The organism is Synergistaceae bacterium, assembly GCA_017444345.1.
Taxonomy (GTDB): domain Bacteria; phylum Synergistota; class Synergistia; order Synergistales; family Aminobacteriaceae; genus JAFUXM01.
On the sequence record JAFSWW010000018.1, the window covers coordinates 1 to 23,141 of the forward strand.

Sequence of the window (23,141 nt, forward strand, 5' to 3'; positions counted from 1 at the left end):
GCAGACAAAAAAATTTCTCGTAAAAATTTCGTACTCATACCACAAAAATTACTTACTATGTGATAAGAATAATAGCGACTAAGAAAATACTTAATTTTGACTAGCTGCAAATAAAAATTTGGGAAGGATTCTATTTATCATGAGTGAAAAAATTGGCGTTATAGGAGTAGGACATCTTGGCCAGCACCACGCAAGAATTTATACTGAGCTATTAGATGCCAGTTTAGTCGGAGTTGCAGACAGTAATCTTGAACGCGCCCGCTTCATCGGTGAACACTTAGGAGTCCCCGCATATAGTTCAATAGAAGAACTCATAAATCACAAAAAAGTTGACGCGCTTTCTATCGTAGTCCCGACAAGCCAGCATTATCAGACAGCAAAGACAGCACTTGAGGCCGGAATTCATGTTCTAGTCGAGAAACCTGTAACGCTTAGACCAGAAGAAGCCGGCGAATTGTTAGAACTTGCTGCAAAAAAAGATTTAGTGCTTCAGGTCGGACATATTGAGAGATTCAACAGCGCAATTAGATATATTTCACAGATTCACCCGCAGCCTATTTATCTTGACTCGCGCAGAGTCGGCCCGTTCAGCGCAAGAATTAACGATGTCGGAGTCGTCCTTGATTTAATGATTCATGATATAGATATAATTATGTCGCTAGTTCCTTCACCGATTGCGAAAATTGCCGCGACTGGTTCATGCGTATTCAGTGAACATGAAGACATTGCAGACGCTCAAATCACATTTGAAAACGGGGTAATCGCTCATATTTTAGTGTCGAGATGTGCCGAGAAGAAATGCAGACAGCTTGAAATTGTCGAACGTGAACGCCAAATTACTATAAATTACGAGCTTCAGACCGTGCAAATTAGCCGATGTGTTACGAATTCCGACGGCCAAGTCGAAATAAGAGAGACTCCAGTATTCCCGAAAAGTGAGCCGCTTAAATTAGAACTTGCTGATTTTGTCAGGTGCGTTAAAGACAGAAAGCCCCCCGTTGTAGGAGGTAAGGACGGCAAGAGAGCTTTAGAGGTCGCTGTTGAGATTTTAAGACAGATTAACACAGGCTCAAGCAATAAAGAATTAAGACGGGCTATATAATTTTTTCGATATAGCAATAAATTCACGGGCATATTTCGTTAAGTAAGAGCCTTTTCTGTAGGCTGCAACAAAATCGCTCATGACTCTATCATTGCCGAAACTGTAAGTATCAACTTCAGGCTTTTGTCCCGTTGGAGAGTGCCAGCGCAAATGAGACTCAAATATGAATGACACTCCCCAGCCCTGTTCAGTTAGAGAAATAACAGCAGGCATATTATTTGTAGTGATTGAGTTCTCAAGCGAGATATTATTTTTTTGCAGGTAAAAGCGCGATATTTGCCCCGTTCTCTGTTCAGTCGATAATAAGATTAAACGCTCGTCTTTGAGTGCTGATAAATTTATGTGATTATTAGAGTCAGCAAGTTTCTTGATTTTATGATCTCTGCACGTACAAATTAACAGCTCTTCTTTTGCCAGAGTCTCATATTCAAGTTTAGAATTTAACTCGTGAGGCTTGCTGTAAAACGCTAAATCAATTTCTCCGTCAAGTAATTTTGTATCAATAATTGCGCTTGTGCCCTCGAAAATATTTAATTTAACATTCGGGAATTTCGCATTAAAAACGGGTAAAGTCTTCGGCAGCATGAAAGTACTTCGCATATTTGGCAGAGCAATTTTTAACACGCCTATTTCACGTTTAATAATGTCGTCAAGTTCGGAGTCTAAATCTGATTTTGTATCTAAAATTTTCCGAGCATATGACAAATAACGTTCGCCCGCATAAGTGGGAATATATTTTCTGTCTATGCGTTGAAACAAGTCAAGCCCTAAATCATTTTGCAGATTGTCAAGAAATTTGCTTAAACTCGGCTGTGTCATGTGAAGAGATTCGGCGGCCCTTGTGATATTCTGAAATTTTGCTATAGCCGTCAAATATGTTAATTCCCTGAAGTCCATTATTAAATTCCCCCTCCTAAACTTTATAAATATTACAAGTGCATAAATATAATTTTTCCTGAAATAAATCACTCGCAAGAATTTAATTATGCATTCAAGCTATAGTTTATATAAAATTTTAGTATTTCACATTATAGCGCATTTATTGTAATCTTTTCACAAGATAAAAATCCAGCAGCAAAATTTAATTTATATATGGAGGGCAAAAAACTATGTCAGACAGCGTTATAAAGCTGCCAGTAACTATTATGCGCGGCGGCACAAGTAAGGGAGTCTATATTCTCGAACAAGATTTACCAGCGAATAAAGACGAGTGGGAGAAAATATTATTGCGCTTAATGGGAAGTCCTGACTCAAAGCAGATTGACGGGCTCGGCGGTTCGTATTCAGTAACAAGCAAAGCAGCTATAATCAAGAAATCAGCTAATCCCGATGCAGATGTAGATTATACTTTCGCGCAGGTTTCAGTCGATAAGCCCCTAGTCAGCTATAAAGGCAATTGCGGGAATATCTCATCAGGTGTCGGACCGTTTGCAATCGAAAAAGGACTCGTCAAGGCAAATGACGGCGTTACAACAGTAAGAGTCTTTAACACGAACACTCAAAAAATTATCGCCGAAGAAGTTCAGACACCGGGCGGAGAAGTTGCTTACTCAGGAGATTTCTATATCGCTGGAGTCCCCGGCACTGCCTCACCCGTAAAATTAAAATTTGTGAATCCTTCAGGAACTTTAGGGCATGGACTTTTACCGACCGGAAATGTGATAGATACTCTTGACGTTCCCGGCTTTGGAAATGTTAAGGTTTCAATTGTTGACGCTGCTAATCCCCTAGTGTTCGTTAAGGCTAATGATGTCGGCTTGACTGGTAAGGAATTACCCGACGATTTGAATTCTAAACCGGAAATGCTTGACTTGCTCGAAAAAATTCGCGGTCTTGCTGCTGTAAAACTGGGACTCATTGACGACTACACAAAATCAGCATGGGACACTCCGGGAATTCCCAAGATGACAATTGTAAGCGAGGCCGAAGATTATATTACTTCAGACGGTAAAGAAATTTCGCGCAGAAAAATTGATTTATTATCACGCATGATGTCAATGCAGAAGCCTCACCCTTCATACGCAATGACGGGGGCAATGTGTACGGCAGCGGCGGCAGTTACTCCGGGAAGTATCGTAAATCAGGTCTTAGCAAAGAACGCGGACACTCAATTTATAAGAATCGGCCATCCTGCGGGAATTCTCGAATGCGGCGCAGATTTCAGACTTGAAGACGGCTCAAATGTTCCTGTAATTGATGACACTTTCGGCTTCAGGACAGCGAATTATTTAATGGACGGTACAGCAAGAATCAGGCTCTAAAAAAATTTCATTGACAGGAGATAATTATAATGCAAGAATATTTACCGATAATATCGCTTATAGTTCTAGCAGTAGTCGTAGCAGTCGGCTTTATCAAGAAAATAAATTTAGGTTTCTTTGCGCTGGGAATTGCATTTGTACTCGGAACGGTCGGAGGCTTGAAAGCGAGTCAAATTACAGCCGGTTTTAGTTCGTCAATGTTTGTTACTCTAGTGGGAGTTACTTTCATGTTTGGAATGGCCTCACAAAACGGGACTCTTGAGTTATTCTCTAAAAAAATTGTCGCACTTGTCGGGAAGCACACGGTATTAATTCCCATTTTGATGTTTGTCTTGAGCGCGTTTATTTCAGCAATAGGGCCGGGACATATCGCAGCGGGAATCTTAATGACGACTTTTGCGATGTATTTAGCTTTCGAAATGGACATTAACCCGATGGCCACTTCATTATATGCGAAACTCGGAGCTAATGCAGGCTGTGCATCAACACTTTCTATAACGGGAATCTTAGCGGCTCAATTATCTAATCCGCTGGGTTATTCTGGGTTCGGGCTGCATTTATTCTTGTCGACGTTATTATCAGGCTTTGTGTTTACGCTTGTAGTGTATATCTTGTACAAGGGCTATAAAGTCAAAGCAGATAACCCGCTGAAATGGTCAGAGATTCCTAAATTTAACAGGGATCAGCGCATAACAATTATAGTAATTATTATAGTCGTAGTATGCTGTATAGGCTTTAAACTTGACACGGGATTATTTGCATTCTTGGCCGCTAGCGTGTTAATTTTGCTGGGCTGTGCTGACGAGAAGAAAGCAATTAAGGGAATCCCCTGGGGGACTCTTGTATTTATCTGCGGAGTTGGTGCGCTCGTAAACGTAATTAATAAGCTCGGAGGAATCAAGCTCGTATCTGATTATTTATCAAGTTTAATGACTGCAGATTCAGCCGTTCCCATAATGGCAGCAACTTCCGGGATTCTCTCATGGGTAAGTTCGACTACTGGAGTCGTAATGCCTGCTTTATTGCCCATTGCCCATAATGTAGCGCAAACTTTTTCAGTTAGTTATGTAGAATTAATGAGTGCTATAGTTGCTACTTCATTTGCGGCGGCGATTTCTCCATTATCAACAGGGGGAGCAATAATAATGTCGTCTTATTCGGCTTCAAAAGAGACTACTACAGAAGAAATGAATAACATGTTCAAGACTTTATTTTTGCTGAGTGTCGCGAATGTATTAATAAATGTCTTAATGTCATGGCTTGGAGTGTTCAATCTCGGTCATTTATTCTATTAAATAAATTCTTGTGCTAAAATAAACACGTTATATCATAAGTCATATTATTACCTTATTCTAAGATTCCTCTCTTTATGCAATAAGCATTTAGGGAGGTTAATATTTTTATGGACATATAAAACGGGACTCCCCGTAAAATTTTGAGAAATCCCGTTAATTTTTGCGTTAAAATTTTGCTGCGTTCTGTCCTGCAATGCGGCCAAATATAACGAAATCCGCTACAGCGTTCCCGCCGAGCCTGTTGCCTCCGTGAATTCCCCCTGTGATTTCTCCAGCCGCGAAAAGTCCCGGAATTATTGATCCGTCGCCTTTGAGTACTCTCGTTTGACCGTCAATTTTTAAGCCGCCCATTGTGTGATGGATCCCCGCTGTAACTTTTATAGCGTAAAACGGTGCTTTATCTAACGGAGCCGCAAAACTCGTCCGGTTAAAGTCAGGATCTTTGCGTGAATTTACATTGTCATTCCATTTTATCATTGTCTCTGTGAAAATTTCTGCGGGAATGTCAATATTTTTTGCTAATTCGTCGTAAGTATTGCCCTCTTTCGTGAAGCCTTTGGAAATATAGCCTTTAATGACATTTGAAGCGTCCGCCATTTTCGAGTCAACTATGAGCCATGAGAATGAACCGGGCTGTGCAATTTCTGCCGCTGATACTGCGTCGCGTGTTCCCGTCTCGTCCGTAAAGCGCCGCCCCTGCGTATTAACGAGTATAGCCCCGTCGCCCCTGAGTCCTTCTGTTATGAGTGATGCCGTGTTAGCTTCAACTGTAGGGTGAATCTGAATTTGTTTCATGTCAACGACTGCCGCGCCGAGAGTTTGTGCCATTGTTATAACTTCTCCAGTTGCTCCGGGTGCGTTTGTAGTCATAAATCCTTCAAGTTCAGGCTTGAATATCGAGACCATTTTCAAATTTGCCCCGAATCCTCCCGCAGCAAGTATTACAGCCTTTGAATTAATTATTATCTTCCCGCCGTCCGAACCTTTTGCGAGAATTCCAGTCGCTTGGCCTTCTTTATTTGCTAAAATTGCCGTTGCTGCCGTGTCAGTCATTAAAGTTATATTTTCACGGGCTTTGCAGGCTGCTAAAAGTTTAGGAATCATATAAGCACCTACAGAGACTACTTTTTTCTGTTCGTTTAAGGGCCTGTGAATTCTCTTGACTGACGCGCCCCCGAATGCACCGACCGAGCTTAAATCTATATCTATAGTTTTGAGCCATTTAATTGCGTCTGCTGCATTTTCCGTGAAAATTTTAACGAGTTCGGGATTATTTATTCCATGACCGCCGATTAAAGTATCAAGCTGCATTAACTCGACCGAGTCAAAATATCCCGCCGGATTAGCTTTGTAATTGTCCCATTGAGATTTAACGGTTTTAGCAAGTTCTGTGATAATTTGATTATTCGCAAATTTCTCGGCAGCCTTTAAAGTTTTCTCGACTCCTGCTTCTTCCGTGAATTTATTATTATCTTGTTCGGGAGTGTGAGTCGCATTCATTCCGCCTGTAGCTCTGACAGAATTTCCGCCGACCATTGACTGTTTCTCGATTAAGATAACTTTTTGCCCTGAATCAGCTGCTGTGATTGCTGCGACCATTCCTGCCCCGCCTGCTCCGACTATGACAATATCCGTGTTAAATTCTTTGTCTTCAACTGGAACTTGTGAGGGCGTATCAGTTTTTGCTGCTATATTTTTCGCTTTGAAGTCTTCAGGATTGACTCCGGCGGCTTTTAGTGCTGCTTCTGCTGCCTGTAGAATTCCCGTTGAACTTATTGTAGCACCTGTTACTCCGTCGACCGTGATAGAATTTTTCTCGACCATTTGAGCGGGCATTTTCTCGATCGCGTTTGAGCCTATACCCTGAGTTTCATTCGGGCCGCTTGCTGTAACATTTGAGATTTTGCCATCCTTAAGCATTACAGTTACAGTGATTGAATCCTTCCCGCCGTAGCCGTTGCCTGTTCCCGTGCCTGTGATTGAATTATCGCTGTCTCTCGGAGTATTGATAATTATTAAGATAATCGCCAGCACTGACACAAGAAAAAATATTCCCTTCTTTGATTTCATGAGATTAACTCCCCTCTTGATTAAATAATTTATAAATGAGCTGTAATAATTATATCAGTGAGAAATATTATTTGCGTTTATATTTTGCAAGATAGTGCGGAATTAGCGAATTAATACGAGATTATATGCCTGCTTAAGAGTTAAAAATTGTGTTGTAATAATTGTAAAAAATTTATATATTAAATTTATTTGCTGCGAAATAGTGAGAAGACAACGAATTAATACGAGATTATATGCCGGTTTGAGAGTAAAAAATTGTGCTGTGATAATTATATTAGCGAGAAAATTTATTTGCGTTTACAAGATAGTTCGGAATTAGCGAAATAATTACGAGATTATATGCCGGCTTGAGAGTAAAAAATTTTGCTGTGATAATTATATCAGTGTAAAAAATTATTTGCTTTTGACTCAGAATATTTTGTAATAATGAACGCTTGAGAGTAAAAAATTTTGCGCGGAAAAATTTAATATATACGGAAAAATTTATCTTTGTAAATAATTGCTATAAATCAAATTAACTCACTTTTTTGTATTAGTAAATGTATTAGTAAAATTTGCTGTTTATCTGAAAATTGATGAGAAAATTTTTATGTAGTATAACACTATGTTATTTGCTAAAATTTTATTTGTTATATATATATTATATTATTAGGAGGAAATTATACACGTGAAAAAATTTTTACTTGCATTAATTCTAGTTTTCGCACTTGCTTGGCCGTGTTTTAGTGCCGAGAATACAGAAGATAAATCATCGGATTATGTAACTGATTTGCAGAAAGCAATAAGCTCGGATATAGGCAAATTGCGCGAGTCGATTAATAAAGAGTTAGAATCTATCAAATTAGGCAGTGCAGATATTGCAGCAAGAATCGCAGAAATAGCAATCCTCACAGAAAAATCTTCAGACGATATGGCCGCATGGGGTTATAACGATGAGCAGAAAGAATTACACACTAGAGTTTTATCGGAATTGAGCGTGGCTTATGCTGCATATAGTGCGCTAGTTCAGAGTGCAAACTCAAATAATCAGGAAAACAAGACCGAAGACAAAGACGCTGACTCACTCGGCACTGTTAAATCGCCTGATATTAATATGAGTGATTCTTTACGTCAGGAAATTATAAAAGTTTCTCGCGGATTTGATGTGCAGTTATTTTCTTTGCAGTCAAAACTTGACAAATTAAAAATTGATTTGGCCGATGCAACGAATTTGCAGAAAAAATTAAAGGAAGCTCAAGAGGGCGGAGAAGGTCTCGAACTCCCTAGAACACACGTTTTACAGCTTGAGGAAGCACGCGTAAATGTTGCTTTAACAACTCTTCAGGTCAGGACACTGAGAAAAGGATTTGATCTCAATGTCGCAGAATTTAAAAGATTGCGCGGCAGACTCGAGGCAATGCAGGACAAATTAATATTTCCGCAGGAATTACTTGATGCAAATCTCGAAAAATTGCAGACTCGTATAACTGAACTAATGACGGAATTAAACGATGCTCGTAAATCACTGGGTTCCGCAAATTCTTCACTTGTTAGGGCGCGGGCGAATTTGGGTTCAGCTGATATTATGCCTCTGACAAATGCGTCTGCAATTTATTTATCTCGTTCTGCTAGAGTAACTTACTGGGAGCATATGGTCTCATTGCTTGATTACGAAATCGCAATAAATCGCGAAATTCAACAGGTTTGGCGCGAAAGATTCAAATTATTTCATGATACAGCGAGCGGCGAAGAAATTTGGAAGTTAGGCGACTCGGCAAAAATAAGAATCCAAGAATTAAACAGGGAACTCGAAGGGATTCGCACTATGGAAGATACTATATTGCACCAGATCGAGGCTCGTCAAGGACAGGCCAACGCTGAAGGAATAACGAGCATGATTCAGCAGGAAATCTTACGCTCTATAGAGAATCAGCGCAAAATCATTACTGAAATCTATGATAGATACGAGTCATTAATTCCCACTGCAGTTTTTTATCAGCAAAGACTGCAAAGCGAGGCAAACGACAATATAAGCGCAATCAGGATCGCCGAAAAAGTAAGCTCATTCAGTCAAGAAACTATTATGAATTTCTTAAACACTGAACTATGGCAGGGCGAGGGCTATTCTGTAACAGTCGGAAAATTAATTATTGCAATTCTCGTATTTCTTTCGAGCTTCTTTCTTAGTTCATGGGGCAGCCACTGGATAAAGCGCAGAATGTTGCGGCGCGTGAAATCAAGTATTACAGCTGCTAATGCCGTGCAGAGAATAGTATTCTATATTTTATGGGTAGCATTTGCTTTGATTGCGTTAAATATTTTAGAGATTCCCTTAACGGCCTTTGCTTTCATGGGCGGTGCTATTGCGGTCGGTCTAGGCTTTGGAATGCAGAATATATTTAATAACTTAATCAGCGGCTTTATCGTAATTTTCTCGCGTCCCTTCAAAGTTAATGACATGATAGAAGTATCGGGAATTTCCGGAATGGTCGACGATATCGGCTCGCGTTCTACTACAATACGGACTTATGACGGGCTTGATGTAATATTGCCGAACAGATATTTTCTTGAGAATAGCGTTACTAACTGGACTCGTACAGATCTCAAGAAACGCGAAATCTTGCAAGTCGGAGTCTCATATGATTCAGACAGCCGCAAAGTTGAGAAATTATTAAATGAAATTGTGAACGAGCATTCAAAAGTGTTAAAGGATCCCGCCCCGTTCGTGATATTTAAGAATTTCGGTAATGACGCATTAGAATTTGAAGTATATTACTGGTTCGAGCTTAAATCATCGTCAGGCCTGAAAATTTCAAGTGATTTAAGACATCATATTGCGGCAGTCTTTAATAAAGAAGGAATTAATATTCCCTACCCGCAGAGAGATATTCATATTATTAACGACGATGCAAATAAATTGACCCTAGATAAAGATAATGCAGACTCGGACTCAAAACCTGAAAGCGGCGAAATAAAAAATGTCTGACACATGGAAGGATTCACAGACTGATAATTTATGCCGGGCTTTCTTGAAATTGCAAAATATTGACGAGATATATAATTTTCTTGAAGATATTGCGACTATTAACGAGATTAAAGCAATGGCTCAACGTTTGGAAGTAGCGAAATTATTGACGGAGTCAAAAAATTATTCTGAAATCGTGAGTAAAACAGGAGCCAGCACAGCAACTATAAGCCGAGTCAAAAAATGTCTTGATTACGGCAGCGGCGGTTATAAATCGGTCTTGAATAAATCTTGAATTAATAAACATGATAAAATATTCGCAATATAAATTTTTTATATCAGGAGGTAATTTTACAATGAAGAAAATCATTTCTCTTGCGTTAGTTCTTGCTATGATTTTAACGTGTTCGGCATTTGCTGCTGATAAAGGCGGACTTCCGGGCGGGACAAAATTAATTTTTGGAACTGGCGGTGCACAAGGTACTTATTACGGACTGGGCGGAGTTCTTGCGGGCAAAATCGGCGAGACAACTTCAACGACTGTAACGGCTATAACTTCCGGCGGATCTAAGGCAAATATTGAGGCAATGGAAGACGGCGACGTGCAAATTGCTTTTGCTCAATCGGACGTAGCTGCATATGCTTACAGAGGCACGAGATTATTTGACTCCAAAGTTACAAATTTCTCAACCGTAGCAAATTTATACATGGAACAAGTGCAGATTATAACGCTTAATCCCGAAATTAAGACAGTTGCAGATCTCAAGGACAAAAGTGTATCAGTCGGTGCGGCAGGTTCAGGCGTTTATTTCAATGCTGTTGACGTGTTAAAGGCTTATGGGCTCGATATTGACAAGGACATTAAGCCCACTTATCAGTCATTCGGCGACAGTGTAGAAGCACTACAGGACGGCAAAATTGACGCGGCTTTTATCGTTGCCGGAGCTCCTACCACTGCAGTAACTTCACTCGCAGCAACTAAGAAAATTTATCTTGTCGGACTTGATGACGAGCATATTTTATCGCTCATGACAGAATCCCCGTATTACAGCAAGAATATTATCAAGAAAGACGTTTACGGACTTGATAATGACGTTGAAACAGTTGCAGTCGGTGCCGTAATAATTGCCCGCGATGATGTCTCAGAAGCAGACGTGTATAATTTCTTGTATGGAATATTTGAGAATCTTGACGAGATCACAGCAGCCCACGCAAAGGGAGCAGAATTAAATTTGAATTTCGCAGTGTCATATTCAGCAGTTCCCTATCATAAAGGAGCAGTAAAATATTTCGGCGAGAAAGATCTTAACGTTGCAGGCAAATAATTAAGCGGAAAAATTAAATCTTTATGGCCGGAAATTATATCCGGTCATTTTTTGTAAGGAGTGATTATATATAATGTCAGAAGACGACAAAATTTTAACGAGTCAGGAAATAGCGCAGATTGAGGCAGACGTTGACGCAGTAATGAAACGTTATGACCGCGAGTCAAATACTCGAATCTGGGAAGGAACTCCGGCTGTAATTGTGCGGTGGGTGTCGGCTTTGTTCTCGTTATATTGTATTTATGTAACTTTATTCAGCACAGCAATGCCCGAAATAAGATTAAATATTTTTCTCGGCTTAATATTAATAATCGGCTATTTACATTATCCCATTCGTAAAGCAAATGGAGTCTTAAAAACTGGCTTGGATGACTCGATTTCTATATCATTTAAATTTGACATGATTTCGCGGGTTAATTCAATACCATTTTATGACGTTATAATCATGATAGCCGGGGCAATCCCATTTTTTTATTTTGCCTGTAACGCAGAAAGTATCATAAAACTTGCTTTGCGTGTAACTAGTCCGAGAAATCCGAATTATTATATTATGATAACTATGGCACTAGTCGGAATCTTAGCGGCTATGGAATTATGCAGGCGGTGCGTGGGAATTCCCATTTTATGCGTAGTAGGTGCGTTAATGATTTATGCGTTCTCTACTGTGAGATTTGGAAAAGTAATTTACGATTTATTTTACTCGACGGGGGACGGCCTGAGAAGCACTCCGATTGAAGTATGTGCAAAATATATCGTAGTGTTTATAATATTCGGAGCATTTCTTGAGAGAACGGGAATATCAAAATTTTTCATTGATCTAGCAAATGCCATCGCCGGAGCAAGTGCAGGAGGTCCCGCAAAAGTCGCCGTTATCTCGTCAGCACTATGCGGAATGGTGTCGGGTTCATCAGTGGGCAATACTGTAACGACTGGATCTGTAACTATTCCAATGATGAAGCGCACGGGATATAAAGCTGAATTTGCCGGAGCAGTCGAGGCCGCCGCGTCAACAGGTGGTCAAATAATGCCGCCCATAATGGGAGCAGCTGCTTTCTTGATGGCCGAATATATGGGAATTCCATACTCACAAGTCGCACTAAAAGCAATCTTGCCGGCAGTGTTATATTTTGCGGGGATTTATATAGCCGTTCACTTGGAAGCAAAGAAATTAGGCCTTAAGGGAATCCCTAGAGAAGAACTCCCGCGAATTATAAAACTTTTACCGAAAATTTATTTATTGCTGCCGTTAATTATACTTGTAATAATGGTCTCGCTGAATATTTATACTATGCAGTTTTCTGCGGCGATTGCTATAGGCGCGGCGATTCTGGTAGGCTTGCTTAACAGTGAAGAGCGAATAACATTCAAGAAAATTATTGATGCACTTGAGGCGGGCGGAAAAGGTACTATAACAGTGGCTGCGGCTTGTGCTATGGCGGGACTTGTTGCGGGCTGTATAACTTCAACGGGGCTTGCGTCAGAATTAATTACAATGGTCGTAAATATTTCGGGCGGACATGCTTTTATTGCGTTAATTCTCACGATGATTTGCTGCATAATTCTGGGAATGGGAGTTCCCACGACTGCGAATTATTGTATAATGGCTGCGACTTGTGCGCCGATTTTGATGTCGCCTGCTATAGGGATCGAGAAAATTTGCGCGCATTTCTTTGTGTTCTATTTCGGAATCGTAGCAGATATTACGCCCCCGGTGGCACTGGCAGCTTATGCAGGGTCGGCAATTGCTAAAGCTCCACCCATGAAGACGGCTTTTAATGCGACAAGACTCGCGGTTGCAGCGTTTATTGTGCCTTATATATTTGCGTTTACACCTGCTATGTTATTCGAGAATGTCAGCCCGTTAATTAATATAGTAAATGCCGGGCCGGTATTGACAAATTTCTTAATAGTTTTAGAGATTATATTAATTTGCGCGACTGCATTATTAGGCATATTCGGAGTAGCTGCGGCACTTAACGGCTATCTTTACGGAAATATGAATATTTTAATGCGGTTAATAATTTGCGCGGGCGGCTTGAGTATGCTAATTCCGGGAATATTAACGGACTTAATCGGGTTTATTCTAGTCGGCTTTGTATTTATTGTGCAGTATATGAAGAGAAATAAATAAATTGATTCCCCCGGCTTTATTACGAGTCAGGGGGATAATTTTTATAGTGATTCCGCAAGTTCATCAGCTAATTTTTTCAGAGTGTATATACTAGCTTCAGGATTTAAATTTTCTGCTTGATTAATATATTCACTGGCATTATTAACAGCGTTATTTCTTTGCTTGAGACTCATATTATCGAAATCAGGCGCATTAATTTTTTTGTCCGCTGACTCAATGAGACCTTCTCCGATTATAAAATTTTTTTTTGCGTTAATTATTGCCGAGTTTAATTTTTTTGCTGTGTCCATACAAGAATCAAAATTTTCTTTTGACGAGCCTATAAAATTTTTCGCATTCTCCAGTGTATTTATTAATTCTTGAGTCTTTGCTGCTATATCCTGCGAAAGTTTATTATTTATTTCACGTGAATTATTCACACGAGATTTTACGCTATTTTTTACGGCTTGTAATGCCTCGGCTTCTCTTGCATCAAGATAAAATTTTGTGCCTACTCCAGCTAAAATTATTATAACAAGAATAGCAGCAGAGATCATAATTTTTCTAAATAATTTATTGCCTTGTCTGATATTTTGTCCGTTATAGCCTTTAACGACTGGCCGAAAACAGTAAATTTCTTGTCCGCCTTCTTCCCATTTCAGCACGCAATTATTCTTAGGGATTAACGCAAAATTCGCGTCAATTTCTGATAAATCAATGCCCAAATCGTCCGGGTTTAGCGTGTAAAATTTGTAATTGCCCTGTTTATCTGCCTGAAGCCATGAGATAAATTTTTCCTGCTCAAAAATTATATCCTTCCCGCGTTCAGTTATGAGCGAGCTAATAAATTTTCCTGCATCATTCCAGTTATATATTAAACGAGTAAAAGCAGCCCACGCACTCGGCCATTCTGTGAAAATCTGACAGAACGAGAACATAATCGGCCTATTTGCGAAATCCTTGACTCCCCTTTGAAGTCCGAACGCAGCTACATAAATTTTTTTATTCCCGCAATACATTATAGCGCAAGGTGTATCATCTCTATTAGATTTATCTTCAATCGAGCTGAATTCTGACTCTGGGTGAATTCTTTGACCGCCGTCGGAAAAAACTCTATAATCGCCGTTAATTTGTCTAGCACGAGTCTTGAATCGAAATAAAATATTTTCGTTCATAAAAATATCACTCCTTCATTAAATGCCTATTAAGTCCCGTCCGCAGAAAGTATAAAAGCCTTCACTATCTGACTTGATCCCCTGACGTATAAAATCGCTGATTCCCTCCATGTTGTCGCGTTCAAATACGAAATCAAGAAAATTTCCCCACCATGTATTACTATTTTTCTTGAACTCGTTTAATAAAAAGCTCATTGCATATCTTAGGGGCTGGTCTGCGTCTCTAGGTGAAAATTTTGTGCTGCGTGTCTTGACGTAGACTTCTCTAATAATTTCGCCTCCTAACATTTCAAAGCGGCTGAATCTCGCGTTACCGACCGTGTGAATCGGCATAAATGCTATTGCGAGTCTATCTTTATATATCGGGTTATCGTGAAGTCTCATAGTTTTAGCAAAAATTTCTGAAATTTTCTTGAGCATTTTATCGCGTTCCGTCGGAGTACGAGTATATTTCTCGCACTTAATCGGCACAAATAAAATTAATTTGTCGTTCTCGTTATTAAGCATACTCATTGTTATAACGTGTTCGATCTCATCGACTCCGGCGTAGTCTTTATAACGTCCGTTATATTCCATTATGTAGGGCGTATTAACCGCAGTAATTATGACTTGTGAATGCTGGACGATATTAATGACTCTCTCGTAATTTTCTTTGAGCGCAATATCATAGGGATTCATCCAGATTCCGGGGAAGTCATAAAATTTTACTGGGACGCTTTTACGTTTGCCCCTGATAGTAAATTCATATTCTCGTAAATCGCTCGTGCCTTCGAGAGGGACTCCGAATTCAATATCAGGATTATTTGCGGCCTGCTCAAGTTTCTTATATGCCTTTGAGAGTCTAGCAAATGTCTTAGAGTCCGCCGGATAAAATGACCCGGGCAGAATCTCCTCAAATTTTTTATGCATACATGATAAAAGAGTCGTCTTACCTGCACCGCTTGGCCCTAATACCGTGAAAATTAATTCGTCTGCCATGTGATTAATTTCCTGCTTTCTTAATTCTTAAAGAGTCTAGAGTCAATAAAATCATAGCCAAGAGAAAAAATATAACTGCCTCCCAGCAAAGAACTATAAACAAAATAACACATGCGAATAAATAAGCTGTGCCGAATACGTTATTAAACGTTGCGTTTTCTAACTTTTTCAGCTGGTAAATGAATAATATTATCCCTGTAAATATGCACGTCATAATAAAACCTGCGCCGCCTCGAGTGAATATTAACAGCAAAAACGGAAGCATATATAATAATATTCTCGGCAATATTCCCGAAGATTCCCGTAAAGCACTCTTTTGAATATCAACCGGCTTAGTTATTAAATCCTTCCCGCATAAAATCTCGAATTCTTTACTATCTAATTTCATGCCGTCCGAAATAAATTCCCTCATAGCGTTTAAATCTTCCTGATGAAAGATACTCGCAAATGTATTATTTCTCGTGAACTCATTTAATAAAAAGTTCATGGCAAATCTTAGCGGCTGGTCTGTGTCTCTAGGTGAAAATTTCAGAGCGCGGTTCTTTATGTAGACTTCCTGCTTTATTTCGCTGCCCTGAATATTAAACCTGCTGAATTGAGCATTACCCACCGTGTGAACAGGCATTAAGACAATTGCGAGTCTCTCTTTATAGGCGGGATTCTTTGAGAGCCTGATACTTTCCGCAAAGACTTCTTTAATTCTGCTGTTCATTTTCCGGGTGTCTTCAAGAGTCCTTGTATAACGCTCGCACTTGATAGGCACGAGAATAATTAATTTATTGCTGTCATTATTAAGCAGGCTCATTTTTATGACATGCTCAATTTCTGTTATGCCGGCATAATCTTTATAGCGTCCGTTGAATTCCATTATATAGGGCGTATTGATTGCCGCAAAAATAACTTGTGAACGCTGTACGATGTCAATAACTTTTTTGTGATTCTCAAGCTGCGACTCGTCGTAGGGATCCATCCAGCCGCCCGGGAAGTCGTAAAACCTCACCGGAATATTTGCGCCCTTACCCCTGAGATTAAATGCGTATTCGCGTAAATCACTCGTGCCGGCCAAATCTACAGCAAATTCTAAATTAGTCTTGTCTGCTTCTGACTCTAATTTCTTATATGCTTTAGTCAACGTGCTGAATGTCTTAGAGTCCGCCGGATAAAATGAACCGGGCAAAATCTCCTCAAACTTTTTATGCATACAAGATAAAAGAGTAGTTTTTCCTGCACCGCTTGGCCCTAACGCCGTAAAAATTAATTCTTCTGACATTATAATATACTCCCCTGACTAAGCAAGAAAATTAAAATCTGAGTTCAGCAAGTCAGCCAGACTCATTACAGGAACCCTCAATTTTGAGCAAATATCGCGCTTTCTCTGCGAATTCCCGTACTCTTCAGGCCATATATCGCCCTTAATTGAACGGTAAAACTTGCGCCACTGATTAATTAGTCTCGGCCTGTTATCTTTAGTGTCATGCGGACGAATCATTATATCCTTGAATTCTTCAGCTATGGCAAATGCTGCCTTGTTAGGCTCGGAATAAATCCCGTCAAATTCAGTCCTTAATTTGTAAATTGCCTGCCTGTAAAGTTCGTTGAGATTCTCGAATGCTTGAGTCTCATTCATGGGCGAACCCAGCGCGAGGCACTCACTATCAAGCGGATCAAGTGCATTAAGCGAGCTTCTTATACGGTGCTGAATAAAGCTGCGATAACTCATTGACCAGTTATTAACAAGCTCAAAGCCTCCTAATAATGTCGGGAGATCTTTACTCATTCCGGAAATGTCTATAAAATTTATTAGCTCGCTGAATAAATTATGATCCCTGATTTTAAAACGTTTCTCAAGCCTTCCTGTAACGCTTAAAATATAACATAATTTGTCCTTAGTCCCGTCTAAAACTTTATCAAGAATATCATCAAGATTCTTTTGCATTTTGCTGCTGAGTCCCGTTCGTAACTGGTGTAAATAGTCTTCATAAGCCGAGCCTAAACCGCCGAGTCGCCGTGAAGATTTCTTTAATTCGTCTTCAGAAATTGTAATATCGCTGCTCTCTTCATTGTCTAAGATTGACTCTATACAATTTTTCAGGGGCTCGCAGGGATTTTCACGATTCTGGCGTAATTCTGAGCCGTCTTCTACACAAGCCTGTAAATCTTCCCGCAGTTCGTCCCATAACTCGTCAAATAATGAGTCAAATATCCCGCTGTCATTGTCATCAAAGCTGCTGTCATCGCGTAAAATATTCTGTACACGTTTTATATTGCTGCGCAGGTCTTGAATCAAATTATTTAAATCGGCCTGTATATTTTCCGTGTATTCGCGGTCATTTCTTGAAATATTTGCGGCCAAGTGATCGAGTGCTTTATCAATTAACTTGCTTGATACTTCTTGAGAGTCAGTGCAGTCTACTATAATATTATCTGCTGTAGAAATTTGCGCGGCTCTCATGGAATTTTGCAGGACTTCACACTGAGTCAAATTATCTGCGCCCGGCCTTGAGTCGTGATTGAATACCCAGAAAGCCCAGCGTTCAATTGGCAATTTTTCACCGAGTGCCCTTCTTGCCTGACTGTATAAATGTATTTCGTTATCCTGCCATGCTGCTCCGGAGTTATTTGGCTTTGAGAGAAATAATACTAAATCAACCTGATCCCGCAATGCTTTAACGACTCTTTCAACGTCGCCGATTCTGGTATCTCCTAAGCCAGGCAAATCTATAAGTCTTAATGCTCCGACGTCGGAATTTGGGAATCTGCAAAAAATTTCTACTCTGTCGACTGCCATATGCTTGAAATAAACACGTTCGCCCTGTGAATTATCCTGCGCAGCATATTCGCGTATTTCTTTGCGGGTTATTCGAGCCGGAGACCTCCCTATATAGTCGCGATACTGGCTTAAATGTTCCTGCAATTCCTTCAAGTGCTGTAAATGTAAGTTCATTTGCGTTATATCTTCTGGATTTGCTTTGAAGCTGCCGGGCTCAGGCAAAACAAAATTTCTAAATTCAGATATTGACATCGGCGTAAATAAATCGGGCTTGTATTTCTGTAATTCTAAGAAGTAAGGCGCAATATTTTCGTCTATAAATCTTTCTTCAGTCAAAAAATTTACAATTGCATATGCCTCACTTGCTGAAGGATGATTAATTATATCACTGCGGACACCTGTGCAAAATGCTTGATTGCCGTCGGGGATTTCTTCGGAACTTAGTCCCGTTATAGTTTGTAAGAGTCTGCTTTTGCCCTGTCTTGCTCGTCCTATTACTGCAATATTTAACGTGTCTCGGCTTAAACGGTTTTGTATGTTCGTTAAATTATTTCTTATTTCGTCTGAATCACTGACAAAATGATTTGATTCTTGAATGACTTGTGAAAGCTCGGTAAAATCAGCTGCGAACTCTTTATCATTCAAAACTTGCTGAGAAAGGGACTTGAATCTAATAAAGTTATCTATAATTTGAGTGAGATTCTCTTTAACGCTTGAAATTTTTCCGGCCATAGGTTTGCGGCGTTATATTATAGAGTTGATTCTTTCTCCCCTGAGTCCGCTGTTTTCAAGGAGTCCCCCCCCCCCCTGCGTATTATTACTTTGAAATTTGCTTAGTTGAATCAAAATTTTATACCTCCTAATTTATAATATTTTAATTACCGTGAAAATTTTATTTATTTTCTCATAGACAGCAGGAAATTTCTACAATAAACAGGCAATATAAAAAATTTTAGGTCATTCTCGATTTATAATAATAGCAATATAAAATTTTTTGCGTGAGTCTCGCTTATAAACCTGTCAATAATATATAATAAAAACGTTTTGATTTTAGGCGAAAAAATACAAGTTTTACAGCTGCATTTACAGCTACAAAAATATTAAAATTTTCCGGTCATAGCAATAAATTACAAAGCTAAAAATTTTCGTTCATGTGTTAAAAATTTTCTCGTGATTCTCATAAAAAAATTTGCTGACTCTCTTCACAAAAATTTATATCGCATTTGACATTAATAAACTCTCACACTTACAATATTCTTTACAATAAATAATTTCATAAGGAGCTGAGTATTTCATGAAAAAATTTTTTCTTTACGCAATGATTCTCGCGCTGACTCTGTCATTGTGTAATACTGCCTTCTGTTCTGATAATGATAACGATAAATATATCGTCGTCGACATTGAGGGACAAGGGACTGACAGGAACTCCGCAATCGAGTCGGCGTGGCTGGGCGGTCTTCGTCAAGCTGTAGGAGCTGTAATTGACTCAAGAACTGAACTCAACAACGACCAATTAACAGAAAGAATCATATCCTACAGCCGCGGAGTCGTCGACAAGTACGAAATTTTAGGAGCAGACGAGAGTCAATCAGGTATCTACAAAATCAAAATGAGACTCTGGATAATCCGCGATCTATTACGTGACGGAGCTAAACACGCATCATCGAGAAGTGCAGAAATTTCTTTCTCACCCGCTGATATTCTCAAACGTAAGGCCGAACTTGACGCTAAAGCAGCAAAGGAACTCGAATCAAGAAACGCCGCAGAAGAGACAGCCAAGCAAAAATCTAAGTCCGGTGCAGAATTGTTAAAAGCTACTCTCGAACGTTATAAGCCTGAAGATTTCTTATCGTGTTATATCCCCGGAAAACCTGAACTCGTGAAAGGCAAGACGGACGTTTTTAGACTCAATGTCGAATTAACTTTTAACGATAAATTATATTCTGAGTCATTTATTCCCGATTTGATTCAAGTTTTAGATCAGATTTCAGCCGCTAAGAAAAATACTTTACTTGTTAAATATAAGACTCAATTAAGGACTCTTGCTGCAAAAAAAGAAGCTCTATCAGCCGAGAATAACAACAGCATTATTTTAACGGCAAATTCTGATACACTAGGCAAAAATTTCTCCCTCGCAGTCTACAACAGACCGCAAAATTTCGGGTGCAGACTCTATAATTTCACGAAAGATGACTCGGATAAAATTTTGAGTTACAGGTCCGGAGAATTCGCAAATTTCTTTGACCGCACTCAAAAAGTTAAAGGACTCATGCTTGAATTATTAGACGAGGACAAGGAAGTTATTGAGACGATTGAGAAGAGATTTAATATTGCCTTCCTGATAACTAAAGACAGCGCGCAATCATTATACAGCACAAAATATATCTGGTCGATTCAGCCTACAATTATGATAAACCTTGACGAATCAGATAAATCAACGCGTCCCCCCCCCCCCCCCAGTGGAATTACTGTAACAGGTTTAAATAATGGCAGAGTCTCAAGCCTCACACCGTCAATAAAAATTTATGCTAGTTCATATCCAAATAATAACGAAATTAGCGAGAAAGATTCAAATTTTCCATTTACAATAAGACCCGCAGCATCATTTAAAGGCCGTTGGACTCGTAATAGTAGAGATTACAATTACAAATTTGACGCGAATCCTGTAACACCCCTGCAATCTAATACTACATATACTGTAAGAATTAAATCAATCGTTGCTAACAGCGATATACAAGGGAAGAGTTTCAGCTTTACGACTCCGGTTTCATGGCAGGAAAAAAAGCAATTTATTATCCCCGTTGATCTCGAAATGCCCGAAGAAGTTCTCCCGGCTGTCAAGAATATCAAGGTTTCATTATTGATAGAGTAGCACAAAATTTTATATTTATTCAAAGGAGTTATTATCATGAAAAAATTTTCACTCGCAGTATTATTATTAACTTGTCTCAGTGCCTCATGTTTTGCCGCGCCTCTTTTGACCGCTGATGACTTTATGCCGCCCATTCAAGCCCCCGAAGATCAGCGCGAGTCTTTACGAACTGTTCAGCACCCCGAAGAGATTCACACTGTTACATCACCGGACTCAAATATTACTACGACAACGGCGAGGACTCTTCAGGACGCTATTAATGATTTTGTGAAGTCTCATACATCTTCAGGAGCAAAACGAATCGGAACCCCCGACGGCAATTATGCTTATGTAGCGACAGGACTCGGAGTCTATGACAAGAGCATGAGAAATATTAACGCAGTCAGACTCTCACAGCGGGCCGCATATCTTAGAGGACTCATGAATGCCAAAGTCGAACTAAGCAAAATGCTCGGCAATATGGAAGCCGCAGGAATGGAAATTTTAGCGAATCAGAACGACAACGCGAACACAGGCGACTCAAGCTCGACTTCACTGGGAATCGAAATTCACGAAAAAGGAAGCTCAAATATTGCAAATGTCCTGAAGGGCTATGTAACTTTTGACACTTTTGACGACGGAGAGGGCACAGTTTATGTTACAATAGTGAGCACTCCTAAAACTATGGGCAAATATAACAGGCCTGTAAATGACACTCTTTTAGCTGACAACGTAAGAGACGGAATGAATGCAATATTAGCAGAAATTCAAAGCGGAGTAGTTCCGCCAGTGGGAGGGCGAATCGTTGACGTTCCTGAGACAGGAGAAATAGCTTTTGTAGGATTCGGGAGTGCATTAGTTCAGCGTGCAAGCAACCCCGCAATGAGGGCAAATTTACGAATTAACGCCGGGAAGATTGCAGTAATGAGAGCAGAGAGAGAACTTTGCGGAATTATAACGGGTGATCAAGTCAACGGCCAAGCAAGTTACAGAGAGTCATTAAAGCAGGAATTCACCGAAGATTTTACAGCAATTGAAGCCGCCGACCCTATGAATAATCTTGTAAGCTCGAACGACTTAGAACAGGTTAATAACGCAAAAACAAATTTCTCTCACATTCAGAATTTCAACGAGGCAATTACTACAGCAGCACGCGGAATTTTACCCCCCGGCGTAAATCGCAGTTCATGGTTTGACGACGAAGGAGTCTGGGCTTATGCGGTCGCTATTTATGTTCCCTCAATAACGAATAGGGCAGCCTCTGACGCTCAAACAATGAGAGAGTCGCAAATTCTCCAGCCCGTGCAGACTGAACAGGAAATCAAGAAACAGCAGGAGCAGCAAAGACTCATACAAGGGCCGATGTATAACGATTCGGGGAAATTTAAGCCCGGAGTAACTGGGACTATTAAGCAAAATTTATAAATCATGAAGAAAATTTTTATTATTACAGCTCTGTTATTATTGCAGGTTGATATACTTTATTCGGGAATTATACAGGAAAATGCACTCTCTTTCATAGGGGGTGCCGCTATTCCTGAAGGCGCAAGGAAAATTTTATTTGACTCAATCAGAAAGAATCCCGACAATTCTAATTTTATTGTTGAGAGTGAAGGATTTATTTATTCGCTGAAAATATTGCAGATTCCCAGACTCAAGAGTAATAACAAGTTCGCACAAAATGCCCTGTCAAGTAATTATGCGAAAATTGCCGAGCTTCAAGCCGTGAACGAACTAGCAAAATATCTCGATAAAGGCCGACTCGACCGCAAAATTTTCACGAATTCAGACGCAGCAGACTACGCACTAAGAGTCTTTTACTCGCAAAAAATTAAGATTCAATCTCAAACAAGCATAATAGATCACTCAGCTTTGAGTCTAGTTTTTACGGGCAAAAATAACGTCCCTGACTCTATATCTAAACAGGAAATCACAAATAATTATTGTAAATATCTCTATGAGCAGGCACAAAATTTTTTCAGGAAAAAGGATTTTGTCAACGCCCTAGAAACTTTACATCAGATTCATTATATGTCATGGGCAGATATTAGCGCGTATTTAGGAGCGTCATATTGTTTTCTGCAAATGAGTCAGAAGGAAGATGCGGCAAAATTGACTCTCGAATTAATTAACTCAATGAGTCAGGACATGAAAGCCGATGATTTTGCTTCAGCGGGGAGGATTCTATTTCAGTCAGGCCGTAAAGATGAGGGATTCAACGCTATGGAGCAGGCCTATAAATTGCTCCGGGAGAATTAGG

At 39.7% G+C, this 23,141-nt stretch carries 16 protein-coding genes; 10 read left to right on the forward strand and 6 right to left on the reverse strand.

Annotated features, from left to right (window positions below; translation table 11 throughout):
* The first annotated feature begins 139 nt into the window (after positions 1-139).
* The gene (locus IJS99_00895) at positions 140-1,102 is read left to right on the forward strand and encodes a Gfo/Idh/MocA family oxidoreductase (GenBank protein MBQ7560377.1); all 963 of its coding nucleotides are present in this window, start codon (positions 140-142) and stop codon (positions 1,100-1,102) included.
* Here the strand turns inward: IJS99_00895 and IJS99_00900 are convergent.
* Positions 1,085-1,999 carry a LysR family transcriptional regulator gene (locus IJS99_00900; GenBank protein MBQ7560378.1) on the reverse strand — a complete coding sequence of 305 codons (915 nt, stop codon included), beginning with the start codon at positions 1,997-1,999 and terminating at the stop codon, positions 1,085-1,087. The two genes, IJS99_00895 and IJS99_00900, sit on opposite strands and share 18 nt — an antisense overlap.
* A gap of 212 nt (positions 2,000-2,211) precedes the next feature.
* Here IJS99_00900 and IJS99_00905 point away from each other — a divergent pair, with 212 nt between their 5' ends.
* Together IJS99_00905 and IJS99_00910 are read left to right on the forward strand one after the other, a co-directional pair.
* Positions 2,212-3,363 carry a PrpF protein gene (locus IJS99_00905; GenBank protein MBQ7560379.1) on the forward strand — a complete coding sequence of 384 codons (1,152 nt, stop codon included), beginning with the start codon at positions 2,212-2,214 and terminating at the stop codon, positions 3,361-3,363.
* A 29-nt stretch (positions 3,364-3,392) separates the two neighbouring features.
* The gene (locus tag IJS99_00910) at positions 3,393-4,658 is read left to right on the forward strand and encodes a hypothetical protein (GenBank protein MBQ7560380.1); all 1,266 of its coding nucleotides are present in this window, start codon (positions 3,393-3,395) and stop codon (positions 4,656-4,658) included.
* A gap of 165 nt (positions 4,659-4,823) precedes the next feature.
* On the opposite strand, the gene IJS99_00915 is transcribed toward IJS99_00910, so the two are convergent.
* On the reverse strand, positions 4,824-6,728 hold the full coding sequence (locus IJS99_00915) for a flavocytochrome c (GenBank protein ID MBQ7560381.1): 1,905 nt from the start codon (positions 6,726-6,728) through the stop codon (positions 4,824-4,826).
* Between the two features lie 667 nt (positions 6,729-7,395).
* On the opposite strand from IJS99_00915, the gene IJS99_00920 reads away from it, so the two are divergent.
* The 4 genes from IJS99_00920 to IJS99_00935 all read left to right on the forward strand — a co-directional run bounded on the left by IJS99_00920 (position 7,396) and on the right by IJS99_00935 (position 13,128).
* Positions 7,396-9,693, forward strand: a complete 2,298-nt coding sequence (locus IJS99_00920) for a mechanosensitive ion channel (protein MBQ7560382.1) — start codon at positions 7,396-7,398, stop codon at positions 9,691-9,693.
* The gene (locus IJS99_00925; GenBank protein ID MBQ7560383.1) at positions 9,686-9,967 is read left to right on the forward strand and encodes a DNA-binding transcriptional regulator; all 282 of its coding nucleotides are present in this window, start codon (positions 9,686-9,688) and stop codon (positions 9,965-9,967) included. The genes IJS99_00920 and IJS99_00925 overlap by 8 nt, the downstream gene beginning before the upstream one ends.
* A gap of 61 nt (positions 9,968-10,028) precedes the next feature.
* Positions 10,029-10,997 (forward strand): TAXI family TRAP transporter solute-binding subunit, encoded by a 969-nt coding sequence (locus tag IJS99_00930; protein MBQ7560384.1) that lies wholly within the window; start codon positions 10,029-10,031, stop codon positions 10,995-10,997.
* A 73-nt stretch (positions 10,998-11,070) separates the two neighbouring features.
* The gene (locus tag IJS99_00935; GenBank protein MBQ7560385.1) at positions 11,071-13,128 is read left to right on the forward strand and encodes a TRAP transporter permease; all 2,058 of its coding nucleotides are present in this window, start codon (positions 11,071-11,073) and stop codon (positions 13,126-13,128) included.
* Between the two features lie 41 nt (positions 13,129-13,169).
* Here the strand turns inward: IJS99_00935 and IJS99_00940 are convergent, their stop codons facing one another.
* Genes IJS99_00940 through IJS99_00955 form a run of 4 tightly spaced genes read right to left on the reverse strand, consistent with a single transcriptional unit; the run spans position 13,170 to position 18,762 of the window.
* Positions 13,170-14,282: a hypothetical protein gene (locus IJS99_00940; protein MBQ7560386.1), complete on the reverse strand. Its 1,113-nt coding sequence runs from the start codon at positions 14,280-14,282 to the stop codon at positions 13,170-13,172.
* A gap of 18 nt (positions 14,283-14,300) precedes the next feature.
* Positions 14,301-15,260 (reverse strand): hypothetical protein, encoded by a 960-nt coding sequence (locus tag IJS99_00945; protein ID MBQ7560387.1) that lies wholly within the window; start codon positions 15,258-15,260, stop codon positions 14,301-14,303.
* 4 nt (positions 15,261-15,264) lie between these two features.
* Positions 15,265-16,530: a hypothetical protein gene (locus IJS99_00950; protein MBQ7560388.1), complete on the reverse strand. Its 1,266-nt coding sequence runs from the start codon at positions 16,528-16,530 to the stop codon at positions 15,265-15,267.
* Positions 16,531-16,548: 18 nt separating this feature from the next.
* A complete protein-coding gene (locus tag IJS99_00955) occupies positions 16,549-18,762 on the reverse strand; it encodes a GTPase domain-containing protein (GenBank protein MBQ7560389.1) in 2,214 nt (737 codons plus the stop codon).
* 562 nt (positions 18,763-19,324) lie between these two features.
* Here IJS99_00955 and IJS99_00960 point away from each other — a divergent pair.
* The 3 genes from IJS99_00960 to IJS99_00970 are packed head-to-tail and all read left to right on the forward strand — an operon-like array spanning position 19,325 to position 23,140.
* On the forward strand, positions 19,325-20,902 hold the full coding sequence (locus IJS99_00960) for a hypothetical protein (protein ID MBQ7560390.1): 1,578 nt from the start codon (positions 19,325-19,327) through the stop codon (positions 20,900-20,902).
* A 36-nt stretch (positions 20,903-20,938) separates the two neighbouring features.
* A complete protein-coding gene (locus tag IJS99_00965; GenBank protein ID MBQ7560391.1) occupies positions 20,939-22,306 on the forward strand; it encodes a hypothetical protein in 1,368 nt (455 codons plus the stop codon).
* A 3-nt stretch (positions 22,307-22,309) separates the two neighbouring features.
* Positions 22,310-23,140, forward strand: a complete 831-nt coding sequence (locus IJS99_00970) for a hypothetical protein (GenBank protein ID MBQ7560392.1) — start codon at positions 22,310-22,312, stop codon at positions 23,138-23,140.
* The last annotated feature ends 1 nt before the right edge of the window (position 23,141 follow it).

What these genes read in the sequence shown, in the direction of transcription:
- IJS99_00930 (MBQ7560384.1), top strand. Translation starts at nt 10,029, where the DNA reads ATGAAGAAAATCATTTCTCTTGCGTTAGTTCTTGCTATGATTTTAACG.
- IJS99_00960 (MBQ7560390.1), top strand. Translation starts at nt 19,325, where the DNA reads ATGAAAAAATTTTTTCTTTACGCAATGATTCTCGCGCTGACTCTGTCA.
- IJS99_00965 (MBQ7560391.1), top strand. Translation starts at nt 20,939, where the DNA reads ATGAAAAAATTTTCACTCGCAGTATTATTATTAACTTGTCTCAGTGCC.
- IJS99_00895 (MBQ7560377.1), top strand. Translation starts at nt 140, where the DNA reads ATGAGTGAAAAAATTGGCGTTATAGGAGTAGGACATCTTGGCCAGCAC.
- IJS99_00950 (MBQ7560388.1), bottom strand. Translation starts at nt 16,530, where the DNA reads ATGTCAGAAGAATTAATTTTTACGGCGTTAGGGCCAAGCGGTGCAGGA.
- IJS99_00925 (MBQ7560383.1), top strand. Translation starts at nt 9,686, where the DNA reads ATGTCTGACACATGGAAGGATTCACAGACTGATAATTTATGCCGGGCT.
- IJS99_00970 (MBQ7560392.1), top strand. Translation starts at nt 22,310, where the DNA reads ATGAAGAAAATTTTTATTATTACAGCTCTGTTATTATTGCAGGTTGAT.
- IJS99_00940 (MBQ7560386.1), bottom strand. Translation starts at nt 14,282, where the DNA reads ATGAACGAAAATATTTTATTTCGATTCAAGACTCGTGCTAGACAAATT.
- IJS99_00900 (MBQ7560378.1), bottom strand. Translation starts at nt 1,999, where the DNA reads ATGGACTTCAGGGAATTAACATATTTGACGGCTATAGCAAAATTTCAG.
- IJS99_00935 (MBQ7560385.1), top strand. Translation starts at nt 11,071, where the DNA reads ATGTCAGAAGACGACAAAATTTTAACGAGTCAGGAAATAGCGCAGATT.
- IJS99_00915 (MBQ7560381.1), bottom strand. Translation starts at nt 6,728, where the DNA reads ATGAAATCAAAGAAGGGAATATTTTTTCTTGTGTCAGTGCTGGCGATT.
- IJS99_00910 (MBQ7560380.1), top strand. Translation starts at nt 3,393, where the DNA reads ATGCAAGAATATTTACCGATAATATCGCTTATAGTTCTAGCAGTAGTC.
- IJS99_00955 (MBQ7560389.1), bottom strand. Translation starts at nt 18,762, where the DNA reads ATGGCCGGAAAAATTTCAAGCGTTAAAGAGAATCTCACTCAAATTATA.
- IJS99_00905 (MBQ7560379.1), top strand. Translation starts at nt 2,212, where the DNA reads ATGTCAGACAGCGTTATAAAGCTGCCAGTAACTATTATGCGCGGCGGC.
- IJS99_00945 (MBQ7560387.1), bottom strand. Translation starts at nt 15,260, where the DNA reads ATGGCAGACGAATTAATTTTCACGGTATTAGGGCCAAGCGGTGCAGGT.